Genomic DNA, 19,924 nt, shown 5'->3' with positions numbered 1-19,924 from the left:
AGCGGGCGCATACCCGCCGTGGGCAGCGGTATTCACGGCGTCGCGACGGCCTGCGGCGCGGTCTCCTTGATCTTGGCGTTGGCCCAGCGCATTTGCCGCAACGTCTCCGGATGGCAGTCGGAGGCCAGTTCCAGCAGTTCGCTGTCTCGCCCCGCCTGTGCCGCCTGCGCCAGAATTTCCCAGTTCACCGAGACCACCGCGGCGTAGCTGTTAATCTCGCGCAGATCGCGCAGCAACAGCAGGGCGGGCGCATGGCGGCGCCCCACCAGGGTGCCGAGCGCCCTCCGGACCGATTCCACCGATCCGGCGGCCGTCACCGGCGAAGGGTCCAGATGCAGACCGCGGTCTTCCCCGACGGCGGCCAGTTTGCGGCGATGGTCGTCGGTCCAGACCAGCAGGTCCCGGCACACGTGGTGGACCTCGTGATCGGTGCGGTGCCGGTCGGCGGTGCGGATCAGCAGCTTTCCCAGATGGGTCTCGCTGCGGTGTATCTCGGCGAGCATGGCGTCCAGGTCGTTCATCGCGCACTCCGCTCCAGTTCGACCGCCGGTGTGGTGACACGTTCCGATCGCCGGGCGGGCCGGACGAGTTCCACAGCGGCGGCGCCGGACTTGAACAGCGGTTGTTTCGAGACCGGATCCCACTCGGTGGGGGTGAGCTCGTTGGCGGCGGTGCCGTCCTTGCCGGCGGGGCGATCCCCGGCCGCGGTATCCCAATAGCCGTAGTGGAACGGAAGGAAGACCACGCCGGAGCGGATGGCGCCGGTGCGCAGCCGGGCCGTCACCTGCCCGCGTGGGGTGCGGATGCGCAGCAGGTCGCCGTCGTCCCATCCCTCCCGCCGGGCGTCCTCGGCCGCCATCTCCACCCACACCTGCGGCGCGGCGGCCTGCAGTTGCGGTGCGCGGCCGGTCTTGGTGCGAGTGTGGAAGTGGTAGAGCGTACGACCGGTGATCAGCGCGTACGGATATTCCTCGCTCGGCGTCTCGTGCCGCGGCAGGTACTGCGCCGCCTTGATCACGGCGCGGCCCTCCGGGTTCAGCGCGCGATACTCCGTCGGCTCCAGCGGAGCACCGGTGATCAGGTCGCGACCGTAGGTTTCACAATCCTGCGGCGCCGCACGGAATGTCGCGTCGGCGTACAACCGCTCGGTGCCGTCCGGATGCTCCTCGGTGCACGGCCATTGAATGCCACCGCGCGCGCGAAGTTTCGCGTAGGTCATGGCCGAGTAGTCGCACAGGCGCCCCGCGCTGCACCGCTTCCACTGCTCGAACACCTCCTCCGGCGTCCGCCACGGCAGCAGCGGTGCGCCGTCGGCGTCGCGCAGATCCAGGCGGCGGGCGTAGTCGAGGAAGATGTCCAGGTCGGGCCGGGCGTCCCCGGGCGGCTCGACGGCCTTCTCCGACAGGTGCACGGTGCGGTCGGCATTGGTGAAGGTGCCGGTCTTCTCACCCCAGGTCGCCGCGGGCAGCACCACATCCGCCAGTTGCGCTGTCTCGGAAAGGAAGATGTCCTGCACGACGAGAAACAGCCGCCGCTGCGACAGCAGGGCGCGAACGCGCGCGAGTTCGGGCAGCGACACCGCCGGATTGGTGCCGTTGACGTAGAGGAAGCGGATCGACCCGTCCTCGACGAAGCGCAGGATCTGCATGAGATGCGTCGGCGCGCTGAAGTGCGGTATGCGTTGCGGGTCGACATTCCACAGCCGGGCCAGTTCTTCGACGTGAGAATCGTTGGCCCAGTTGCGAAATCCTGGCAGATCGCCGTCGGCCCCGCATTCCCGGGTGTTCTGCGCGGTGGGCTGGCCGTTCATCTGCAGGACGCCGCAGCCGGGCCGCCCGAGCATGCCGCGAATCAGGTGAATGTTGTTGACCTGCACCGCGGCCGCGGTGGCCTGATGGGATTGGTAGAAGCCCTGCAACACGGTCGACAGCACCCGCTCGCCCGTGCCGATGATCCGCGCCGCGGCCCGCAGATCGGCCTCCGGCACATCACAGACCTGTGCCGCGCGTTCGGGCGTGCAGTCGGCGACCTGTTTGCGCAGTTCGTCGAATCCGACCGTATGCGCGTCGATGTAGTCGCGGTCGATCCAATCGTTGCGGATCAGCTCGTGCAACAGCGCGTTCATCACCATCACATTGGTGCCCGGGCGCGGCGCCAGATGGACGGTGGCCGCGCGCGCCACCTGCGTGGTGCGCGGATCGACGCAGACGAGGGCGGGCGGATTCGGGCCGCGCAGGCGATCGAGCATGCGCGCCCACAGCACGGTCTGGGTTTCGGCGACGTTGTGGCCGTAGAGCGCGATCACGTCGGCGTGGTCGACGTCGGCGTAACTGCCGGGCTGCCCGTCGGATCCGAAGGATTCCTTCAACGCCTCACCGGCGGTGGCGGTGCACAGCCGGGTGTTGCCGTCGAGATGATTGGTGCCGATGCCGCCCCGGGCCAGGACGGTCAGCGCGTAGTACTCCTCCAGGAACAATTGCCCGGTGGTGTAGAAGCCGATCGAGCCCGGCCCGCGCTCGCCCAGCAGCTCGCGGGTCCGCTCGGCTACCATCGACATGGCTGTGTCCCAATCGGTTTCGACCAGTTTGCCGCGCCGGCGCACCAGCGGGGCCGTCAGCCGGTCGGGTGAATTGTTGGCCTGCCAGCCGAAGAGGTCCTTCGGTCCCAGCCGCCCGCGGTTGACCCGATCCCCGGCGCGGCCGCGCACTCCCACGATGCGTCCCTCGTGCACGGCGATATCCATGGCGTCGCCGTTGGAGTGCAGCACCGAGGCGGTCGGCACCCAGCGTTCCACCATGTCCTCGCGCACACCTTCGGCCAGGAACATATCCACGCGCTCCGGCCACGCCTGGCCGGGGCCGTACGGAGTTCGTGTTCCCCACGGGTGTGCGATGCGGTCGTGTTCACTCGTCCCGGCCGTATCTGTGCCGGATCGGATATGCATGGTCACCTCGGAGACGAAGAGTGGCGGACGAAGCGGACCGGTCCTGGCGATAGCCCAGGTCTGTGTGCGCCATACCCGCGCTCACCGGGTTGTAACTGCTTCGCGCTGTTTGCGGCGGTCCGGTGCGGTTACCTTCGGAGATACGGGCGAATCGTCGGCACTCGAAGGGAGCAGCGATGGCCACCGCATCTGTACCTCGGCATCGGGCGCGGGTTTCCCCGGTGCAGGCCGCGGCCTATCTGGTCGGGGCGGCGTTCCTGGTGGTCGGGGTGCTCGGGTTCATTCCGGGCGTGACCACGAACTACGACATGCTCACCTGGAGCGGGCACCATTCCGGCGCCGAACTGTTCGGGGTGTTCCAGGTCTCGGGGCTGCACAACACCGTGCACCTGGTGTTCGGCGTCGCGGGTCTGGCGATGGGCCGCACGACGATGACCGCGCGGACCTACCTCATCGCAGGCGGTGTCGTCTATCTCGCGCTGTGGGTGTACGGACTGGTCGTGGACAAGGAGTCGACCGCGAACGTCATTCCGGTCAACACCGCGGACAACTGGCTGCATCTGGGCCTCGGCGCGGCGATGCTGCTGTTCGGCCTGTTCCTCGGCCCGGCCGACCGTCCCATCCTGTTCGAGGGCTCTCCGCAGCCGGGACGGCCGGAGTCCGCTCCGCCGCCCGGGACCGGCCACGGCCGGACCGATTGACGGGCCGATCAGAGGATCGGCCGGCCGCCGGTCACGGCGAGCCGCGCGCCGGAGATGTAGCTGCCGTCGTCGGAGGCCAGCAGCACATAGGAGGCGGCGAGCTCGGCGGGTTGCCCGGCCCGACCGAGCGGGACGTCGTCGCCGAAGTTGCGCACCTTCTCCACCGGCATGGTGGACGGGATCAGCGGCGTCCAGATAGGACCGGGCGCCACGCTGTTGACGCGAATTCCCTTCTCCCCCAACATCTGCGCGAGACTGGCGCAGAAGTTGGCGATCGCCGCCTTGGTGGCGGCGTAGGGCGCCAGCGTCGGTGAGGGCATATCGGAGTTCACCGAGGAGCTGCCGATGATCGAGCCGCCCGCCGGCATATGCGGAACGGCCGCCTTCACCAGATGGAACAGCGCGCCGACATTGAGCTTGAACGTGTAATCCCATTCCTCGCCGGAGATCTCGTCGAGGCTTTCGTGCGTCATCTGATACGCGGCGTTGCTGACCAGCACGTCGATCTTGCCGAATTCGGTTGCGGCGCGGTCGATGACGGCCTTGCAGTGTTCGGGATCGGAGAGGTCGCCAGGTACCGCGACCGCCTTGCGGCCCGCCTGCTCCACCAGCGCGACGACCTGTTGGGCGTCCTCGTGCTCGTCGAGGTAGGAGATCAGCACATCGGCGCCCTCGCGCGCGAAGGCGATGGCCACGGCCCGGCCGATTCCGCTGTCGGCGCCGGTGATCACCGCTGCCTTTCCGGTGAGCTTGCCCGATCCCTGATAGCTGTCCTCCCCGCAGTCCGGTCGCGGAGACATCTGCTGTTGCACCCCGGGGACCTGTTGCTGCTGCTCCGGAAAACCCATCGCGATCTCCTGTCGACGTGGCGGCGGTGGAAGCCCCGCGCTTGCGTGGAGCCTCAGCACTCGCGCTACCCGCGACCACGGCGGGCAAACCGGCGCCACGCTCAGGGGGCGATCAGCCGCCGGGCCGCGAGAACGGTGGCCGCGCGCCGGTCCTCGGCATCGTCGTCGTGCAGGGCGTGGACCGCGGAGGTGCGGGCGAGATCGGTCAGCAGGGTCAGCAGCGTCAGCGGATGGAAGGTGCCGGTGATGACCCCGGCGCGCTGACCGCGGCGGATCTCGGCGATCTTGGGTGCGACCGCGCGGCGGATCGCCTCGTCGGCGCCCGGGATGTCGGTGCGTTCGATCTCCGCCCACGCCTGCAGGCGGGCGTTGTCGGGGTTTCGCAGATAGTGATCGAAAAGCCTGCCGACATAGGACGGCAGATCGCCCGCGTCCAGGGCGGTCTCGGCGGTGGTCTCGGTCGCCCACTGCTCGGTCACCGCCGCGTAGAGATCGTCCTTGCCGGCGAAATAGGCGTACAGGCGATCCTTGCTGGCATTGGCCGCCTCCGCGATCCGGTTGATCCGGGCTCCGGCCACGCCGTAGCGGGCGAACTCCGCCTTGGCCGCGGCGAGGATTCGCTCCCTGGTGGCATGGCCTGCTGCGCGCATACCGCGGATCCTATCTTGCCGAACCACTTGGTTCGGGTGTAGGTTTCCGAACCAACTGGTTCGGGAAACTGTGGAGGAAGCGATGACCGGGACGACCGAACGCTGGCGCGAGCTGGCGGCGCAATCGAGCGGGGTAACGACGGACGAGCTGGACCGGCTGTGGGCCGACCTCGCGGTGGTACGCGCCGAGGACATCCTCGGCGAATGGAAAGGCGCCGCCTTCCGCACCGGACATCCGCTGTGCCGCGCACTCGACAAGAGCGGCTGGTACGGCAAGACCTTCCATTCGACGATGGATGCCGAACCGCTGATCTGCCGCGCCGAGGACGGCACGCTGTTCTCCGATGTCGAATTGGGCGGCGGCAAGGCCACGCTGTGGAATATCGAATTCCGCGGCGAGGTCACCGCGACCATGGTCTACGACGGCCGCGCGGTGTTCGACCACTTCAAGCGCCTCGACGACAACACGCTGATGGGCATCATGAACGGCCGCCCCGAATTGGTGCTGGCCGGCGGCGAATTCTTCTACTTCCTGCTCGAGCGGGTCTGAGCCGTGCCGCTGACCACTGCCGCGCTGTCGCGTGATCCGCGGGCTCCGTTCAGCCTCGAATCCGTCGCGATCGACGAGCCGCGCGCCGACGAGATCCTGGTCCGGATCGAGGCGTCGGGCATCTGCCACACCGATCTGGTCTCCCGCGCCGCCGGCGCGTCCGACCGCCCGGTGCTGCTCGGCCACGAGGGCGCGGGTGTGGTGGAGACCGTCGGCGCCGAGGTGACGGGTGTGCGGCCCGGCGACCGGGTGGTGCTGACCTTCCGGCACTGCGGGAACTGCCGCAACTGCCGTCTCGGCCGGCTGCCGTACTGTGCGCGATCCACCGCGTTGAACCAGTTCGGCGGCCGTGCCGACCGCTCGCCCCGCATCACCGTCGACGGCACGCGCGTGCGCGACGGTTTCTTCGGGCAGTCGAGTTTCGCCGGGTACGCGCTGAGCACCGCGGACAACACGATCGTCGTCCCCGCCGACACCGATCCGGTCGTCGCCGCCGCGCTGGGCTGCGGTTTCCAGACCGGCGCGGGCGCGATCCTGAATGTGCTCGCCCCCGAACCGGATTCGCAGATCCTGATCTACGGCGCGGGTGCGGTCGGTATGGCCGGACTCCTGGCCGCGCGGACACTGCCCGGCACCACGGTGCTGGTCGTCGAACCCTCGGCCGATCGCCGTGCGCTGGCCCTCGAACTCGGCGCGGCCGCCGCGCTCGACCCGGCCGACGCCGAGACCGCCGCCACGATCGCCGAACTCACCGGCGGCGGCGCCACCCATGCCCTCGACACCACCGGCCGCCCGGAGGTGCTCGCCGCGGCGGTGGCGGCCCTGGCCACCGGTGGCGCGGTGGCGGTGGTCGGCCTCGGCGTCGGCGTCCCGCAACTCGACATGCGCGAGATCGTTTTGGGGGGCAAGACCATTCACGGTTGCCTGGAGGGCGACGCCGTGCCGCAGCGGTTCATCCCGCAGTTGCTGGAGCTCTACACGGCCGGGCGGCTACCGCTCGACCGGCTGGTCCGGTCCTACCCGTCCACCGAGATCGGCACCGCCCTGGCCGACCACCACGCGGGACGCGTCGTCAAACCCGTTCTGACCTGGTAACCCGCGACGCGGCGCCGCACGCACTCGGCGCCACCCCCGAGTGATCCGTGTACGAGCGCGTGGCGCGGGTATGGCGTCAGCGTTGCCCACCGAGACCACGAGGAGGTCGCAGCATGACAACAGTCACCGAATCGGTCGATGTGCACGTACCGGTGACCACCGCCTACAACCAGTGGACCCAGTTCGAATCGTTCCCGCAGTTCATGCAGGGCGTCGAGCGGGTCGAGCAGCGCGACGACACGCACACCCACTGGACGGTGCACGTCGCCGGCGCGACGCGCGAATTCGACGCGAAGATCACCGAGCAGCACCCCGACGAGCGGGTGTCGTGGACCTCGGAGGCCGGTCCCCGGCATGCGGGCGTGATCACCTTCCATCGGCTCGACGAGGACACCACGCGCGTCACCGCGCAGATGGATATCGATCCGGACGGGTTCGTGGAGAACGTCGCCGACAAGCTCGGAATACTCGATCGCCGCGTCAAGGGTGACCTCGAGCGTTTCCGCGACTTCATCGAGGCGCGCCCACAGGAATCCGGTGCGTGGCGCGGGGACGTCGACCGGCCCCGGCCGTAGCGAGTGCCCGTGACCTCGCCCGCCCCCGGTGGTTCGACGCCGCTCGACGCCGAGCCGGTCGATGCCGTGATCATCGGCGGCGGGCACAACGGCCTGGTGAGCGCCGCGCTGCTCGCCGATCACGGCTGGGATGTGGCGGTGCTGGAAGCCCAGGACACCGCCGGGGGCGCCGTGCGCAGCGCCGAGCTGGTACCCGGCTACCGGATGGATCTGTTCAGCGCGTTCTATCCGATGGTCGGCGCCTCGCCGGCGCTGCGCGACCTCGGTCTGGACGATCACGGATTGCGGTGGAGCCGAGCGCCCATCGTGTACGGCCACCCGTCGAGCCCCGAGGATACGGATGCCGCCGTCGTGCATCCGGACGCCGAAGCCACGGCCGAGGCGCTGGCTCGGCGCGATCCCCGCGACGGCCGCACCTGGCTGCGGCTGGTCGAGCAGTGGCGGCAGGTGCGCGAACATCTGCTCGGGTCGTTCCTCGGCCCGTTCCCGCCCGTGCGCGGCGCGGCCGGGTTGTGGCGCGATCTCGGCTCCGCCGAACTGTTCCGCTATCTGCGGTTCCTGATGCTGCCGGTCGGGCGGATGGTCGACGAATTGTTCCACGACGAGGCCGCCAAACTGCTGATCCTGGGCAACGCGATGCATGCCGATGTCCCGGTGGACGCCCCCGGCAGCGGTGTCTACGGCTATCTGCTGACCATGCTCGCCCAGGACGGCGGATTTCCGGTTCCGGTGGGCGGAGCCGGGGCGCTGAGTGCGGCCCTGGTCCACCGCGCCGAATCGGCGGGGGCCCGGGTGCACTGCGGCCAGCCGGTGGACCGCGTTTTCATCCGCGACGGACGCGCCGCCGGGGTGATCACCGCCGCCGGCCAGGTGGTGCGGGCACGCAAGGCCGTCATCGCCGACATCGACGCGCCGACGCTCTACACCCGGCTGCTCGCCGACGCGGATCTGCCGCAACGGCTGCGCGCGGATCTCGAACGATTCACCTGGGACGCGCCGACCGTGAAAGTGAATTACGCTCTCTCCGAACCGATTCCGTGGCGATCGAAGCAGCTTCGGGCGGCGGGCACGGTGCATCTGGGCGCCGACCGGGCGGGGCTGGCGCGGTGGACCACCGATATCGGCACCGGCGTGGTACCGCACACGCCGTTCATGCTGTTCGGTCAGATGACCACGGCCGATCCCAGCCGGTCGGCGCCCGGCACCGAATCGGCGTGGGCCTACACCCACCTGCCGCGCGGGGTCACCGACGACGCCTCGGCCGACCTGCTGGCCGAACGGGTCGACGCCGTGCTCGAGGCCTACGCCCCCGGCTTCGGCAGCCGGATTCACGCACGAATCGTGCAGCGGCCCAGCGATTTGCACGGCGCCGACGGCAATCTCGTCGGCGGCGCGGTCAACGGCGGCACTTCCCAATTGCATCAGCAGTTGGTGTTCCGCCCGGTTCCCGGGCTCGGCCGCCCCGAAACCGTGGTGCCGGGGCTGTATCTGGGCTCTGCGTCGGCACATCCGGGCGGCGGCGTGCACGGCACCTGCGGCGCCAACGCCGCCCGCGCCGCCTTGGCCGATTCCCGGCCCACCGGATGGCCGCGGCGAAAGTTGTTGTCCCGCTTGCACAGCGCCCTCTACGACACCGACCGCTGACCGGACGGAGACAGCTGTGGACCTGTCGATCACCGACGACGCTGCTGTCCTTCGGCGAGATCACGGTGCTGACCGACCCGAACTTCCTGCACCGCAACCAGCACGCCTATCTGGGTTACGGGCTGATCTCCCGGCGGCTGCCCGCAGGGCCGAGACTGCCCTTCGGACTCACCGTCACGATGGACGGGGCGCAGGGAAACAGACTCGTAGACCTGCTGCGACTGCCGCGCGCGATGCCGGTGCACTACGACGACTACACCGTCTTCGCCTCCCCGCTCGGCGATTTCCGGGACCGGATGGGCCGGCGCGGCTGGGCCGACCGGATCGTGGAGATTCCGCGCGGCGAAACCGTCGTGCTGTGAGCGTCATCGGCACGTGTACGACGCGCCGCGCTGGGCATCCGGCCTGCAAATACCCGGCGAACAGGAGCACATCATGAGATCACCGCATCGTCTGCTGGTCACCACCGCCGCCGCGATCGGCCTCGGCTTGGGCGCGACCGCGGTCGGCGCGGCCCAACCGGCCGCGTTGTCGGCACAGGACAGTGATTTTCTCGTCGCCGTCCACCAGGGGAATATGACCGAGATGCTGTCGGGGGCCGGTGCGGCGGCCATGGGTACGTGTCAGCAGGTCCGCGATCTCGGTCCCGTTCTGGTCGCCGACCACACCCGGCTGGAGGCGATGGGCGCCGCGGTCGCGATACCGAACGGCGTCGCCCTGCCACTGATGCCGACCGCCGACCAGTCGCAGCAGATGCGCGATACGGCGATGAAGACCGGCCGCGACTACGACCTGGCCTGGCTGCACATGCAGGAAGGTTTCCACGTCCAGACGCTGCAGGCGGGCGCCACCGAGACCGCGCAGGGCAGCAGCCCGCAGGTCACGGCGCTGGCACAGAACGCCGCGCCCGTGGTTCAGCACCATCTGGACATGATTCGCGACGCGTTGGCGGTGTGCTGATGGGCGAGGTCACGATGGGAGTTCCCGGCTCGGCCGAGCAGGTGTTCGCCGTGCTGGCCGACGGCTGGTCCTACGGCCACTGGGTGGTGGGGTCCACCCATATGCGCGACGTGGATCAGGACTGGCCGCGAATCGGCTCCCGGATTCATCACAGCGTCGGCGCCTGGCCGCTGATGGCTCAGCAGGCCACCCGGGTGGTGGCCGTGGACCCGCCGAACAGCATCGAACTGGAGGCGGAGTTGTGGCCGCTGGGAGTGGCATGGATCCGGCTGGCGATGACGCCGATCGATGCCGACACCACCGAGGTGAGCATGAGCGAGGAGGTGATTCGCGGGCCGGGCCGGCTCATCCCCGACGTGCTGCAGACCCTGGCCCTCAAGCCCCGCAACAAACAGTCGCTGGCGCGCCTCTGTGATCTGGTGGCCTCCCATTACGTCGACACCCGCAAGATCGATACCCCTCGGCCCGGCACCCTCGCGCCCGACAACCCCGAGCCGTAGTCGCCGGCATTCCGCAGTCACCGGCGTTCATCGCGGCCGATGGTCCGGCCGCTGATCCTGGTGCGTCGGGCGGCCCGGGCGAAACCGCATCGGCTCCGGATTCAACGGCGGGCTGCCGCCGGAGGTGTGCTCGCGCAAACCGGCGGCAAGCTCCGTCGCCACATCGACCGCGGAATGCGCCGGCCGCCAATCGAGTTCACGCCGCGCCCGCTCCGCCCGGACCAGACAGGCCCGGTCGGCCAGCTTCAGCCAGGAGGGGTGCAACGGCAGCAGTCCGATTCGCCAGCCCGCGAAGGCGGCGGCGCTCAGCACCGGGCGGGGGACGGGCAGCCGGAATCCGCCGAATATCTCGGTCAGCGTGGGTGGGGTGAGCACGGGTTCGGCGGCCAGGTCGAACGCGCCGGTGGCCCGCCGCACCAGGATGGCCCGGATCGCCGCGGCCACATCCTCGGCGTGCACGAGCTGCAGGCGAAGCCGCGGCCACAGCGGCACCGGCAACCACGGGCGCCCGACCGCAGAACGCGGCAGCCAGGGCCCGAGCAGCCAGTCGCCCAGTTCCGCGGCCGCGTCGGATTGGGCGATGCCGCACGGCCGGATCCGGGCGAGACCGACCGCCGGTCGTTCGCCGGCGAAGGCGTCCAGCCGCCGTTCCAGTTCGGCCTTGCCCTGACTGTAGGCACCGCCGGGTACGCCGTCGCGGGGCTGCTGCTCGTCGACGCGGGTCCAGCGCGGCGCGGGCGAATAGGCCGCCACCGACGACGCGACCGTCAGATGCGCCACGCCGCTGTCGGCCACCGCGCCCAGCACGTGGTCGGTGCCGATCCGGTTGGTGCGTTCCAGTGGCGGGTCGCTGCGGCGCGGATGCACCGCCCAGGCCAGGTGCACCACCGCGTCCGCCCCGTCGAAGGCCGCCGCCAGCGTGGGACGGGCCGCGGGATCTCCGATATCGCAGGCGAGCCAGCGTGCGCGCGCATACGGTTCCCGGTCGGCGAGCGGTGGCCGCCGGGCGATGGCGACGACCTCGGCGTCGGGCAACGCGCGCAACAGTGCCGTGCCGACATTGCCGCTCGCGCCCGTGATCGCGATACGCATACGCACCCTCCCCTACACCGAACATCCGTCCGCGGTCGCCTCGGCCAGTTCGTCCACCACGTCGGCGATCGCTCCGCGGCGGCGCAGCGCGGCCGACTGCCGCCGGGCTCCGTTGCCGCGGGCGGTCACCGCGGCGATCGTCTCGGTCACGAACCGCTCCTCCTCGAGTTCCCGCAAGGCCGGGGTGACATGGTCGACGAGCCGGGCCAGCCGGATGCGGGCCGGTTCCACCCGGCCGTCCAGCGGATCGACGCCGTCGCCGTCGAGTCCTTCGCGCGCGGACTTCTAGTAGGCGGCGCGCAGGGTGGCGGCCGGTACCGCGGGCGCCCGCCGGCCGCGCCGCACCTCCGCACGGCCGACCACGGCCGCGGCACGTACCAGGCTCGCCAGCAACGCCGATTCCTCGGCCGTCACGGGAACGTCGCTGATGCGGATCTCCAGCGTCGGGAAATGCGTGGAGCGGCGAATATCCCAATAGACCATGCCGGTATCGAGGATGCTGCCGCAGGTCAGCATCATGTCGACCGCGGCGTCGTAGTCGGCGCAGGATTGGAAATACGGTGGCGGGCCGGCGCTGGGCCAGCGCCGCCACAGCACATTGCGCCAACTCGCGTATCCCGTGTCGGTGCCGCGGTAGACCGCAGAATTGGCTGTGAGCGAAAGGAATACCGGCAGCCAAGGCCGCAGATGATTGCTGATCTGCACCGCGGTCTCCGGATCGTCCACCGAGACGTGCACATGGCAACCGCACAGTCCCTGTTCGTGCGCGAGCATGCCGAAATGCTCCTCGATGCGGCGGTAGCGCGGCGTATCGGTGACCGGATAGGCGTCGGGCACGGTCGGCGGCACTCCGGTCGCGAGCAGTCGCGCGGTGTTGCCGGCCGCGGCGCGCACCACGGCGGCGCGCAACTGCCGCAATTCCCGCAGCAGATCGGCCGCGCGCGTATGCACCGAACTACTGGTTTCCACCTGACAGCTGGTCAGCTCCAACTGCAGATCGATACCGGCGTCGCATGCCGATCGCGCGACCTCGCGGTTCTTCGGGACCGGGGCTCCGGAGACGGGATCGACCAGCAGGAACTCCTCCTCGACCCCGAACGTCACATCGGCGGCATCCATCGGCTCACCCGCCCGGCACAGTTCATGGCTCGGAGATGCCCGGCGACCGGACCCGCAAACGCATTCCGGCGCGGATCGAGGTTTCACTCGGCGGGTGCGGGTAGCCGCCGCACGTGACCATTTCAGGACTACGAGAGTTGACCGAGCGCCCAGGGCCTTTCGCATCGGTCTACATCGAGACCGTCAGCGATACCGAGGATGCCGCGCACCAGCAGCGGCTGCGCAGCCGCGCGGTCCGCGAGACCCTGGACGAGGACGGTGCGGAAAGCGCCGTCCTCGACGCCGTCGAGCGCGGTCTGTCGGATCCACCGCCGGGGCGCGCTGGACAGGCGGTCATCGCCGACGTCGACGGTGTCCTGCTCACCGCGGCGCTGCCGGAGCCGCCCGCTCGCACCACCGTGCGACTGTCGGACATGCCGTATCTGCTGCCGCTGCTACAGCTGCGCCCGCCCGCCGTCGCCCACGTCGTCGTGGTGGTCGACGATCGCGGCGCCGATCTGTACACGGTCGACGGCGACGGTCACCGCACCGACCGCCGGACCGAGGGGGCGCATCATCCGGAGCACAAGGTGCGCGGTGGCGGGTGGTCGCATCGCTCGATGCAGAGCCGGGTCGAGGAGACGGTGCGCCGGACCATCGATGCCACCGCCGAGGAGGTGGTGCGCCTGGCCGACGGGGCCGCCGCCGGGCTGATCGTGGTGGCCGGCGAGATCAGCGCGCGCACCGCGCTGGTCGGCGCGCTGGCCTCACATCACCGGCAGGTCGTACAGCTCGACGGCTTCACCCGGCAGGCGAACGACGACCGGGCCGACCTCGACCGGCGGGTCGCCGAGGTGCTGCAGGACCGGGAGCGAGCCCGATTTCGCGACCTGGTGGACGGATACGAACAACGCCGCGCGCACGAACTCGCGGTGCAGGGCCTGCCCGGGGTCGCTGCGGCGCTCACCGAGCGCAACGTCGAGACACTGCTGATCGACCCCGCCGTCATCGGCGACCGGGCCGTGCACGCCGGGCCGGATCCGACCGCGGTGCAGGCGTCGGACCTGCCCTCGGGCCACAGCAACCTCCGTCGCGCCGACGAGGCGCTGCCGCTGGCCGCGCTCGCGGCCGGCGCCGGCATCGTGACCATCGATCGAGATCCCGTTCCGACCGACGGCGTCGCTGCCCTGCTCCGACACCGGTGATCCGCGAAAGGAGAGGACGATGGACCGAGGAAACACCAAACACGGTGCGCGCGAGGACGATCAACTGCGGCACGAACTACAGGGGACCTTGCGCGGCAACCGTTCCAGCCGCGCCGAACAGTGGCGCGATCCCGAACCACCCGCCGACGACGACCCGGAACTCACACCCCCGCACACCCCGACGCCGGAGGGCGCCGAGCACGACCGGACCGGCGAGGTCGACTGATCGCGTGCACCTCGAATCGGCGATCACTGCGCCGGTTACGGCCGAGCAGCCGGGGTACTTCTCCTGTACCGAGAACGATCCGCACGTAGCGCCCTATTCGTCAACGGCGACGGATACCCGCAATTCGGTCCCGCACAACGGAGTGCACCGGTGCGAGGCGTGCGACGGATCGTCTCTCCGGACGGGGCGGTAGTCACAGCAGGCATGGAGACTGCCGCGACGGCCGGCACCGACCTTACGGACGGTGCCGGCCGGTCTCTCCGATGATGTTGTGCCAAAAGATTTTTCGTGAGGTCGTCCCACCCGAACCGGGTGGCGACGCATGCGTCGGGCTGTCGCGCCCTCCCTCAATTCGATTGAGCGTCAGGCCAGGGAGACGATCAGCGCGATCGCGACGGCGACGAACACCAGTACGATCGCCGCGACGATGACGATCAACATCGCCCCGCTGGCGGGGAAATGGTGACGGGTGCTCGGCTCGGGCGCCGAGAGGCCCGAGGTCTGTGCCGTATCCGGCGGGGTGGAACCGGGGGCTACGCCACCACCGGGTTCCAGGTCCGGAGTCTTGGCCGGGTCCGGATCCATTGCAGACATGTTCGGCGTCCTGTCCGGGGCGAAGCGCCCCTGATCGTCGTCGGCTCTCACTGCAGCCCATACCCCGCCCCGGCGCGGGCAACCACGCCGGTGCGGGAAATCGGGCGAAACCTGGGCCTGTGGCGCGGCGACAGACGGCCGCGATCGCGACGCACAGGTATGTGTTCGCCCTGTCCGGGTAGGCGTGAGATATGACCGACACACCTCCCCTCGCCCTGGTGACCGGCGCATCCAGCGGTATCGGGTTCGAGCTCGCCAGAGGATTGACCGAACGCGGTTACGAGGTGGTCATCGCCGCCGAGGACGGCCGCGTCCTCGACGCGGTGGCCTTCCGCTGATCGTGGACCGCTACGCCGCCGTCGACCTGCCCCGCACCACCACCGCGGCCGGGGCGGCACTGCTGCTCGGTCTGGGCGGGGTGCATCTTTACGTGCTGCTGCGCGAGGCGGGGCTGCCGAACTACCTGCGGGTGGGTTTCGGATTCCTGATCGCCTGCTGCGTCGTCGCCGCGGCGCTGGTGTGCGGGTCCCGCACCGCACGCGCGGGCTGGGCCCTGGGCGGGCTCGTCTGCCTCGCGTTCCTGGTCGTTTACGTGGTCAGCAGGCTCGCCGGGCTCCCCGGCCTGCCCGAGGTCCGAGGCTGGTGGGACAGCGCTCCGGGCAGCGTGGCCGGAGTCTGCGCACTGACCTTCCTGGCGGTGATCACCGCGATCGTGCTGGGTATCACCGTGGCGCATCCGCGGGCACAGCACTGGCACGACTGAACGGAACGGGGTGAAACACGATGACCACCTTGGATTTTCCGGCCTGGCTGCGCATCGAACATTGGCTCAATGTGCTGTTTCTGACCTTCGCGATGCGCAGCGGTGTGGAGATCCTGTCGAGCTACCCGAAACTCTTCTGGCGCGACGACAGCAAACCCGGCACCGAATGGGCGCGATTCACCCGCAAACGGATGCCGACCGACAAGCTCTACGACACTCTCGACGAGGAGGAGAGCTACCCCTCCCTGATCGCGCTGCCCGGCCACAAGAAATTGGGTCTCGGCAGACATTGGCATTTCGCGACGGTCGCGGGCTGGATACTCGTCGGCCTCGCCTATTACATCCTGCTGTTCGCGACCGGCCAGTGGCGGCGCTACATCCCGACCTCGTGGTCGCTGTTTCCCGCGGCCTGGCACGACATCGTGACGTACATGAGTTTCAATTTGCCGCCGCTGCTGCCGGGGCAGCCGTTCGACGCGGTGCAGAAACTCGCCTACGCCGGAGTGATCTTCGTGCTCGCCCCGTTCCAGATACTCACCGGCGCAGCGCAATCACCGGCCGTGGAGGCACGCTTTCCGTGGTTCGTGCGTATGTTCGGCGGCCGGCAGTCGGCGCGCAGCCTGCATTTCCTGGGTCTGCTGGCCTTCGCGGTGTTCATCGTCATCCACGTGTCGATGGTGTTCTTCTGGAGCTGGGGCCAGCTCAGCGCCTTGATGATCTTCGGACAGGTGCGCAATATCAATTGGGCGATCGCGCTGTCGTTCGTGATCATCGGCGCGATCGTGCTGCTGCATATCGCGGCCACGGTGTGGAGCCTGCGCGACCCGCGATCGGTGCAGCGCGTGCTGGGCGCCTTCGTGCGCCGGCTGCGGTTGGGCCTGCTCCGGCCGCTGACACCCCGACAGGATTACTCGACCCGCGCCCTCTCGCCGGAACATCGGGTGAACGGCAAACCGCCCACGGCACTGCCGTACAAGGTGATGGCCGCGCACAATTTCGCCGATTGGCGCCTGGACGTCGGCGGTCTGGTCGAGCACCCGATGCGCCTGAGCCTGGACGATCTGCGCGCGATCGGCGAACCGCAGACCCAGCGAGTGCTGCACAACTGCGTACAGGGCTGGTCGAGTATCGGCGAGTGGACCGGACTGCCGCTGCGCGAACTCGTCGCCCGGGCCGGCCCGTTGCCGGACGCGAAGTATCTGTGCTTCCTCACCATGCAGGACACCGGTCGCGACGATCCGAGCGCCGACGGCGTCGGCCAGTTCTACGAGGTGCTGGATCTGGAGCTGGCCGACAGCCCGCAGACGCTGCTCGCCTATCGCATGAACGGCGAGCCGCTACCCATCGAACACGGTGCGCCGCTTCGGCTTCGGGTGGAGAACCAGGTCGGTTTCAAGATGGCGAAATGGATCGACCGGATCGAATTCGTCTCCGACTACTCCCATATCGGCCGCGGGATGGGCGGCTGGCGGGAGGACAACATCTACTACGACAAGGACGTCGAGATATGACGAACCAGCAGACGACGACCCCGCCGCGGCGACCGGAGAACATCGAACTGACCGAACGGCAACGCGATCGCGTCCTGGCCTACCTCGACCGACGGCGTGCACGCTGCCCCGCCTGTGGCGCAACGGATTTCCGTGTCGGCGATGCGCTGTATCTGGGGTTCCTGTTTCTCGACGAGGAACTCGACTCCTATATGGTCGCGCTGACCTGCGCGAATCCCGCATGTCCGGTGCCGCACACCGGAATCCGGATGCGCCGCGCTCAGTTGTGGCTCGAACCGGTGGCCTAGCGGGCGGGCTCGGACCGGCCGCCCGTTCGCGCCGGGGCCAGCCGGAAGCGCTCGATCGTCGCGGCGGCCGCGGCGAATTCGCCGGCCAGCCGGTCGAACCGGCCCCGGTCGGCCGCGGACAGGGCGTCACGTTCGCGGTAGTACACCACGCGCGGCAGCCGTCCCGACATCATCGCACCCCACCGGATGCCGAAGTCGTACACGACGCCGTCCGCCGCGGTCAGATCCGGGTCGGCGGCCAACTCTCGCAACCCCCGCAGCTGCTCACTCAAGATATCCAGATCCTCACCGACATCCACTGTGCCGGCACGGTTTTCGGACACGGCGACACCTCTCACAGTTGCGGCTTGGCGACGGAGACTACCTCGGGCCGGTCGCGGACGGTCAGATAGACCCGATGCGGCCCCACGGCGATCCCCGACCACGCCGATCCCTGCGCTCCGCGCGTCGGCAGGTCGAATCGGCGCAGCACGGGAATGGTGCCGTTCGCGTAGCCCTCGAAGCTGCGGGTTTCCAGCACCACCAGCTGCCGGTCCGTCGCGGCGTAGATGCGGGTGTCGTCGGTGGCCAGATAGCGGATCGGCGCGCCCAGGTCGACGGATCCGACCGTCTCGCTTCCGGATCCGTCGCGACGGGAGTCGAGGGCGACCAGCCTGCCCCCGGGCCGCGCCACGTACAACCGGGTGACCTTCGTGCCGTCCCCCGCCGCCGCGAGTACGGGTTCGTCGTCGGCGCCGGTTTCGTCCGCGGGTGAGGAACTGCCCTTGTAGTGCGCGCTCCCCCGCGGTCCGTAGATGTGGAACTCCACTTCACGGCTGCGGTTCGCCCCGTCGAGACGGGCTTGCGGACCCGCGTTCACGACCGTGGGCGCCCATGCGGTGCGGCGGTGCAGATCCACGGGCGTGACCGTGGCGCCGTCCTCGGAGAGCGCCAGCAGCATCCGCTCCCCGGAATCGAGGGCGAGATACGACGGCCGCGGTCCGGCGGACAGCGTGCCGGTATCGACCAGATCGGACAGCCGAATCGAGGCCACGGCCTGCCGATCGGTGGCGCTGACCAGCGCCGTGCCCTCGTCCACCGGGCTGATCTGCAGGTTCGGCCCCAAGCCCGGCAGGCGTGCCGAACCGACCGTGTCGCCGCGGCCGTCGGCCAAGCCGTTCACCTTCACCACGCGGTCGGGCGCCAGCGCCACGAGCGCTCCCGATCGGTAGGACCACACCGGTGCGTGCACGATCGCCCCGATAGGTGTCACCCGCACGGCGTCGGGTGCTTCCAATCGCGACCCCGGCGCCGAGCACCCGGCGACGGCCAGCACGGCCGCCGCCGGAACCAGATATCGTCGCAGCGCGCGCGTTACGCGGCCTGGGCCTGCCACATCCAATGCAGTTGCTCCAACCGGGCGGCGATATCGATGAGCAGATCCTGGGTGACCGGATCCGCCTTCTCCGAGGCGTCGATCCGCTCGCGCAGCCTGCGCACGACCGCGGCCAGGGTGGCGACGATCGCGCTGACCACGTCGCCGTCCTGCTGCCACCCCGCCGGGAACGGCTCGGCGCTGGAACTCTCCGCGACCGTGTGCGCGCGCCCGTCCGGGCTGACGCCGATCGCGGTGGCCCGTTCGGCCGCCGCGTCGGTGAAGCCGCGCGCGGTCTCGACCAGTTCGTCCAACGCCAGGTGCACGGTGCGGAACCGGGGGCCGATCACATTCCAGTGCGCCTGCTTGCCGATCAGGCTCAGATCGATCAGATCGACGACGGTGGCGCACAGCGCGTCACCGGCGATCCGTTGCTGTTCCGGCTCCAGCACCGTCGCGATCGGATCGGTGGTCGTGGAGGTCTTGGCCACGATGGTCTCCTTCCTCGCTGACAGTCATCACCTAGGCGACTGCTTGCGTGCACGACCTACCCGCTGCCGGCTACTCCAAACGAGGGGCCGGGTTCAGCCGGCGGCCATCGCCATCGCCAGATACACGACCATCACCGCGAACAGAAACCAGCCCGCGCCCTGCCATACCGGCCACGGCCGCCCGCCGCGCCACTGCCGCACGGTGATGACGAATGCGCCGATGCCGCCCAGCAACAACACGATTCCGGGCACCAGTCCCACGGCCAGCCGGGACGCGGTATCGCAGGCCACGTGGTCGGCGTTCGCGCACTGATCCCGCGAGGCCGCCCAGCCCAGGGCCACCCCGGCGACGATCGCCGCCAGCACCAGCACACCGACCGCATACCGCACCGCCCGCCGGAAACTCGGCGGGTCACTCCAGCGGGGGTCGACCTCGCGTGCCATCGTCACCTCCGGCCCGTTCGTCGTGCGCTCGTCACCGTCGCACTACCCGATCACCGTGGCACTACCCGGCCTCTCGGCGAATATTCGATCGGGACCCGGGGTGTCGTTTCGCCCCGGTCCTCCCGGGTAGGCGGTCGCTGAGGACCAAAGGAGGCCGATGTGCACCGCGAACCCGATCCGCCCGGTGAAACCGATTCGCGCAGCCCAGCCGACCCTGCCCGTCCGCCGCCGGCCCCCGGGCGATCACCCCACCGGCTGACCGGACTGCGCGCCGCGGCGGCACTGGCCGACCTCGGCCTGGCACCGGTCGCCGCCGGGGTGATCGCCCGGGGGCCGGCGGCGGACGGGCAGGGTCGGCTGGGCTGCGCGAATCGGTTTCACCGGGCGGATCG

The 19,924-nt window shown here is 69.7% G+C and carries 24 protein-coding genes and 2 pseudogenes; 15 read left to right on the top strand and 11 right to left on the bottom strand.

The window, feature by feature from the left end; translation table 11 throughout:
• Window positions 1-32: 32 nt before the first annotated feature.
• Both A5780_RS31260 and A5780_RS31255 read right to left on the bottom strand, forming a co-directional pair.
• Window positions 33-521, bottom strand: coding sequence for a hypothetical protein (locus tag A5780_RS31260; protein ID WP_064910752.1), 489 nt, complete (start codon window positions 519-521; stop codon window positions 33-35).
• Window positions 518-2,944 (bottom strand): molybdopterin oxidoreductase family protein, encoded by a 2,427-nt coding sequence (locus A5780_RS31255; RefSeq protein WP_082976831.1) that lies wholly within the window; start codon window positions 2,942-2,944, stop codon window positions 518-520. The genes A5780_RS31260 and A5780_RS31255 overlap by 4 nt, the downstream gene beginning before the upstream one ends.
• A gap of 176 nt (window positions 2,945-3,120) precedes the next feature.
• Here A5780_RS31255 and A5780_RS31250 point away from each other — a divergent pair, with 176 nt between their 5' ends.
• Window positions 3,121-3,645, top strand: coding sequence for a DUF4383 domain-containing protein (locus A5780_RS31250; protein WP_063015568.1), 525 nt, complete (start codon window positions 3,121-3,123; stop codon window positions 3,643-3,645).
• Between the two features lie 8 nt (window positions 3,646-3,653).
• Here A5780_RS31250 and A5780_RS31245 read toward each other — a convergent pair whose 3' ends face one another.
• Together A5780_RS31245 and A5780_RS31240 are read right to left on the bottom strand one after the other, a co-directional pair.
• Window positions 3,654-4,493, bottom strand: a complete 840-nt coding sequence (locus tag A5780_RS31245; protein ID WP_063015567.1) for a glucose 1-dehydrogenase — start codon at window positions 4,491-4,493, stop codon at window positions 3,654-3,656.
• 101 nt (window positions 4,494-4,594) lie between these two features.
• Window positions 4,595-5,143 carry a TetR family transcriptional regulator gene (locus tag A5780_RS31240; protein ID WP_030513844.1) on the bottom strand — a complete coding sequence of 183 codons (549 nt, stop codon included), beginning with the start codon at window positions 5,141-5,143 and terminating at the stop codon, window positions 4,595-4,597.
• Between the two features lie 82 nt (window positions 5,144-5,225).
• Between A5780_RS31240 and A5780_RS31235 the strand changes: the two genes are divergently transcribed.
• The 7 genes from A5780_RS31235 to A5780_RS31205 all read left to right on the top strand — a co-directional run bounded on the left by A5780_RS31235 (window position 5,226) and on the right by A5780_RS31205 (window position 10,467).
• Window positions 5,226-5,693 (top strand): DUF4334 domain-containing protein, encoded by a 468-nt coding sequence (locus A5780_RS31235; RefSeq protein ID WP_030513843.1) that lies wholly within the window; start codon window positions 5,226-5,228, stop codon window positions 5,691-5,693.
• Between the two features lie 3 nt (window positions 5,694-5,696).
• A complete protein-coding gene (locus tag A5780_RS31230; RefSeq protein WP_064910750.1) occupies window positions 5,697-6,788 on the top strand; it encodes an NAD(P)-dependent alcohol dehydrogenase in 1,092 nt (363 codons plus the stop codon).
• Between the two features lie 113 nt (window positions 6,789-6,901).
• Window positions 6,902-7,363, top strand: coding sequence for an SRPBCC family protein (locus A5780_RS31225; protein ID WP_063015565.1), 462 nt, complete (start codon window positions 6,902-6,904; stop codon window positions 7,361-7,363).
• A 9-nt stretch (window positions 7,364-7,372) separates the two neighbouring features.
• On the top strand, window positions 7,373-9,007 hold the full coding sequence (locus tag A5780_RS31220) for an NAD(P)/FAD-dependent oxidoreductase (protein ID WP_064910748.1): 1,635 nt from the start codon (window positions 7,373-7,375) through the stop codon (window positions 9,005-9,007).
• A gap of 65 nt (window positions 9,008-9,072) precedes the next feature.
• Window positions 9,073-9,369 (top strand): hypothetical protein, encoded by a 297-nt coding sequence (locus A5780_RS31215; protein WP_064910746.1) that lies wholly within the window; start codon window positions 9,073-9,075, stop codon window positions 9,367-9,369.
• Window positions 9,370-9,442: 73 nt separating this feature from the next.
• The gene (locus A5780_RS31210; RefSeq protein WP_146098665.1) at window positions 9,443-9,967 is read left to right on the top strand and encodes a DUF4142 domain-containing protein; all 525 of its coding nucleotides are present in this window, start codon (window positions 9,443-9,445) and stop codon (window positions 9,965-9,967) included.
• The gene (locus A5780_RS31205) at window positions 9,967-10,467 is read left to right on the top strand and encodes an SRPBCC family protein (RefSeq protein WP_082857147.1); all 501 of its coding nucleotides are present in this window, start codon (window positions 9,967-9,969) and stop codon (window positions 10,465-10,467) included. The genes A5780_RS31210 and A5780_RS31205 overlap by 1 nt, the downstream gene beginning before the upstream one ends.
• Before the next feature lie 27 nt (window positions 10,468-10,494).
• Here A5780_RS31205 and A5780_RS31200 read toward each other — a convergent pair whose 3' ends face one another.
• Window positions 10,495-11,559 (bottom strand): NAD-dependent epimerase/dehydratase family protein, encoded by a 1,065-nt coding sequence (locus A5780_RS31200; protein WP_064910744.1) that lies wholly within the window; start codon window positions 11,557-11,559, stop codon window positions 10,495-10,497.
• A gap of 12 nt (window positions 11,560-11,571) precedes the next feature.
• A pseudogene (locus tag A5780_RS31195) lies at window positions 11,572-12,678 on the bottom strand (glutamate--cysteine ligase).
• A gap of 113 nt (window positions 12,679-12,791) precedes the next feature.
• On the opposite strand from A5780_RS31195, the gene A5780_RS31190 reads away from it, so the two are divergent.
• Together A5780_RS31190 and A5780_RS31185 are read left to right on the top strand one after the other, a co-directional pair.
• On the top strand, window positions 12,792-13,862 hold the full coding sequence (locus tag A5780_RS31190; RefSeq protein ID WP_064910742.1) for a Vms1/Ankzf1 family peptidyl-tRNA hydrolase: 1,071 nt from the start codon (window positions 12,792-12,794) through the stop codon (window positions 13,860-13,862).
• Between the two features lie 19 nt (window positions 13,863-13,881).
• The gene (locus A5780_RS31185; RefSeq protein ID WP_064905521.1) at window positions 13,882-14,088 is read left to right on the top strand and encodes a hypothetical protein; all 207 of its coding nucleotides are present in this window, start codon (window positions 13,882-13,884) and stop codon (window positions 14,086-14,088) included.
• Between the two features lie 363 nt (window positions 14,089-14,451).
• Here the strand turns inward: A5780_RS31185 and A5780_RS31180 are convergent, their stop codons facing one another.
• Window positions 14,452-14,682 (bottom strand): DUF6480 family protein, encoded by a 231-nt coding sequence (locus A5780_RS31180; protein ID WP_030513833.1) that lies wholly within the window; start codon window positions 14,680-14,682, stop codon window positions 14,452-14,454.
• Between the two features lie 191 nt (window positions 14,683-14,873).
• Here A5780_RS31180 and A5780_RS39555 point away from each other — a divergent pair, with 191 nt between their 5' ends.
• From A5780_RS39555 to A5780_RS31165, 4 genes are read left to right on the top strand one after another with little or no spacing between them, the layout of a single operon-like run.
• A complete protein-coding gene (locus tag A5780_RS39555) occupies window positions 14,874-15,020 on the top strand; it encodes an SDR family NAD(P)-dependent oxidoreductase (RefSeq protein ID WP_082857141.1) in 147 nt (48 codons plus the stop codon).
• A gap of 2 nt (window positions 15,021-15,022) precedes the next feature.
• Window positions 15,023-15,445, top strand: coding sequence for a hypothetical protein (locus A5780_RS31175; protein WP_063015558.1), 423 nt, complete (start codon window positions 15,023-15,025; stop codon window positions 15,443-15,445).
• 20 nt (window positions 15,446-15,465) lie between these two features.
• On the top strand, window positions 15,466-16,956 hold the full coding sequence (locus A5780_RS31170; protein WP_064910740.1) for a molybdopterin-dependent oxidoreductase: 1,491 nt from the start codon (window positions 15,466-15,468) through the stop codon (window positions 16,954-16,956).
• Window positions 16,953-17,243 carry a hypothetical protein gene (locus tag A5780_RS31165; RefSeq protein WP_197516737.1) on the top strand — a complete coding sequence of 97 codons (291 nt, stop codon included), beginning with the start codon at window positions 16,953-16,955 and terminating at the stop codon, window positions 17,241-17,243. Before A5780_RS31170 ends, A5780_RS31165 begins: the two co-directional genes overlap by 4 nt.
• Here A5780_RS31165 and A5780_RS31160 read toward each other — a convergent pair.
• The 4 genes from A5780_RS31160 to A5780_RS31145 all read right to left on the bottom strand — a co-directional run bounded on the left by A5780_RS31160 (window position 17,240) and on the right by A5780_RS31145 (window position 19,532).
• Window positions 17,240-17,566: a hypothetical protein gene (locus A5780_RS31160; protein WP_146100881.1), complete on the bottom strand. Its 327-nt coding sequence runs from the start codon at window positions 17,564-17,566 to the stop codon at window positions 17,240-17,242. The genes A5780_RS31165 and A5780_RS31160 overlap by 4 nt on opposite strands.
• 11 nt (window positions 17,567-17,577) lie before the next feature.
• Window positions 17,578-18,618 carry a hypothetical protein gene (locus A5780_RS31155; protein WP_064905525.1) on the bottom strand — a complete coding sequence of 347 codons (1,041 nt, stop codon included), beginning with the start codon at window positions 18,616-18,618 and terminating at the stop codon, window positions 17,578-17,580.
• Complete coding sequence (locus A5780_RS31150) at window positions 18,597-19,088, bottom strand: Dps family protein (protein WP_063015554.1); 492 nt, start codon at window positions 19,086-19,088, stop codon at window positions 18,597-18,599. Before A5780_RS31150 ends, A5780_RS31155 begins: the two co-directional genes overlap by 22 nt.
• A gap of 93 nt (window positions 19,089-19,181) precedes the next feature.
• Window positions 19,182-19,532, bottom strand: coding sequence for a hypothetical protein (locus A5780_RS31145; protein ID WP_064905528.1), 351 nt, complete (start codon window positions 19,530-19,532; stop codon window positions 19,182-19,184).
• A gap of 159 nt (window positions 19,533-19,691) precedes the next feature.
• On the opposite strand from A5780_RS31145, the pseudogene A5780_RS31140 reads away from it, so the two are divergent.
• A pseudogene (locus tag A5780_RS31140) lies at window positions 19,692-19,924 on the top strand (hypothetical protein); the annotation flags it as partial.

It is taken from the genome of Nocardia sp. 852002-20019_SCH5090214 (assembly GCF_001665865.1).
Classification (GTDB): Bacteria; Actinomycetota; Actinomycetes; order Mycobacteriales; family Mycobacteriaceae; genus Nocardia; species Nocardia nova.
Note: the sequence above shows the minus strand (reverse complement) of the source record. Positions and strands in the feature narration are given on the sequence as shown.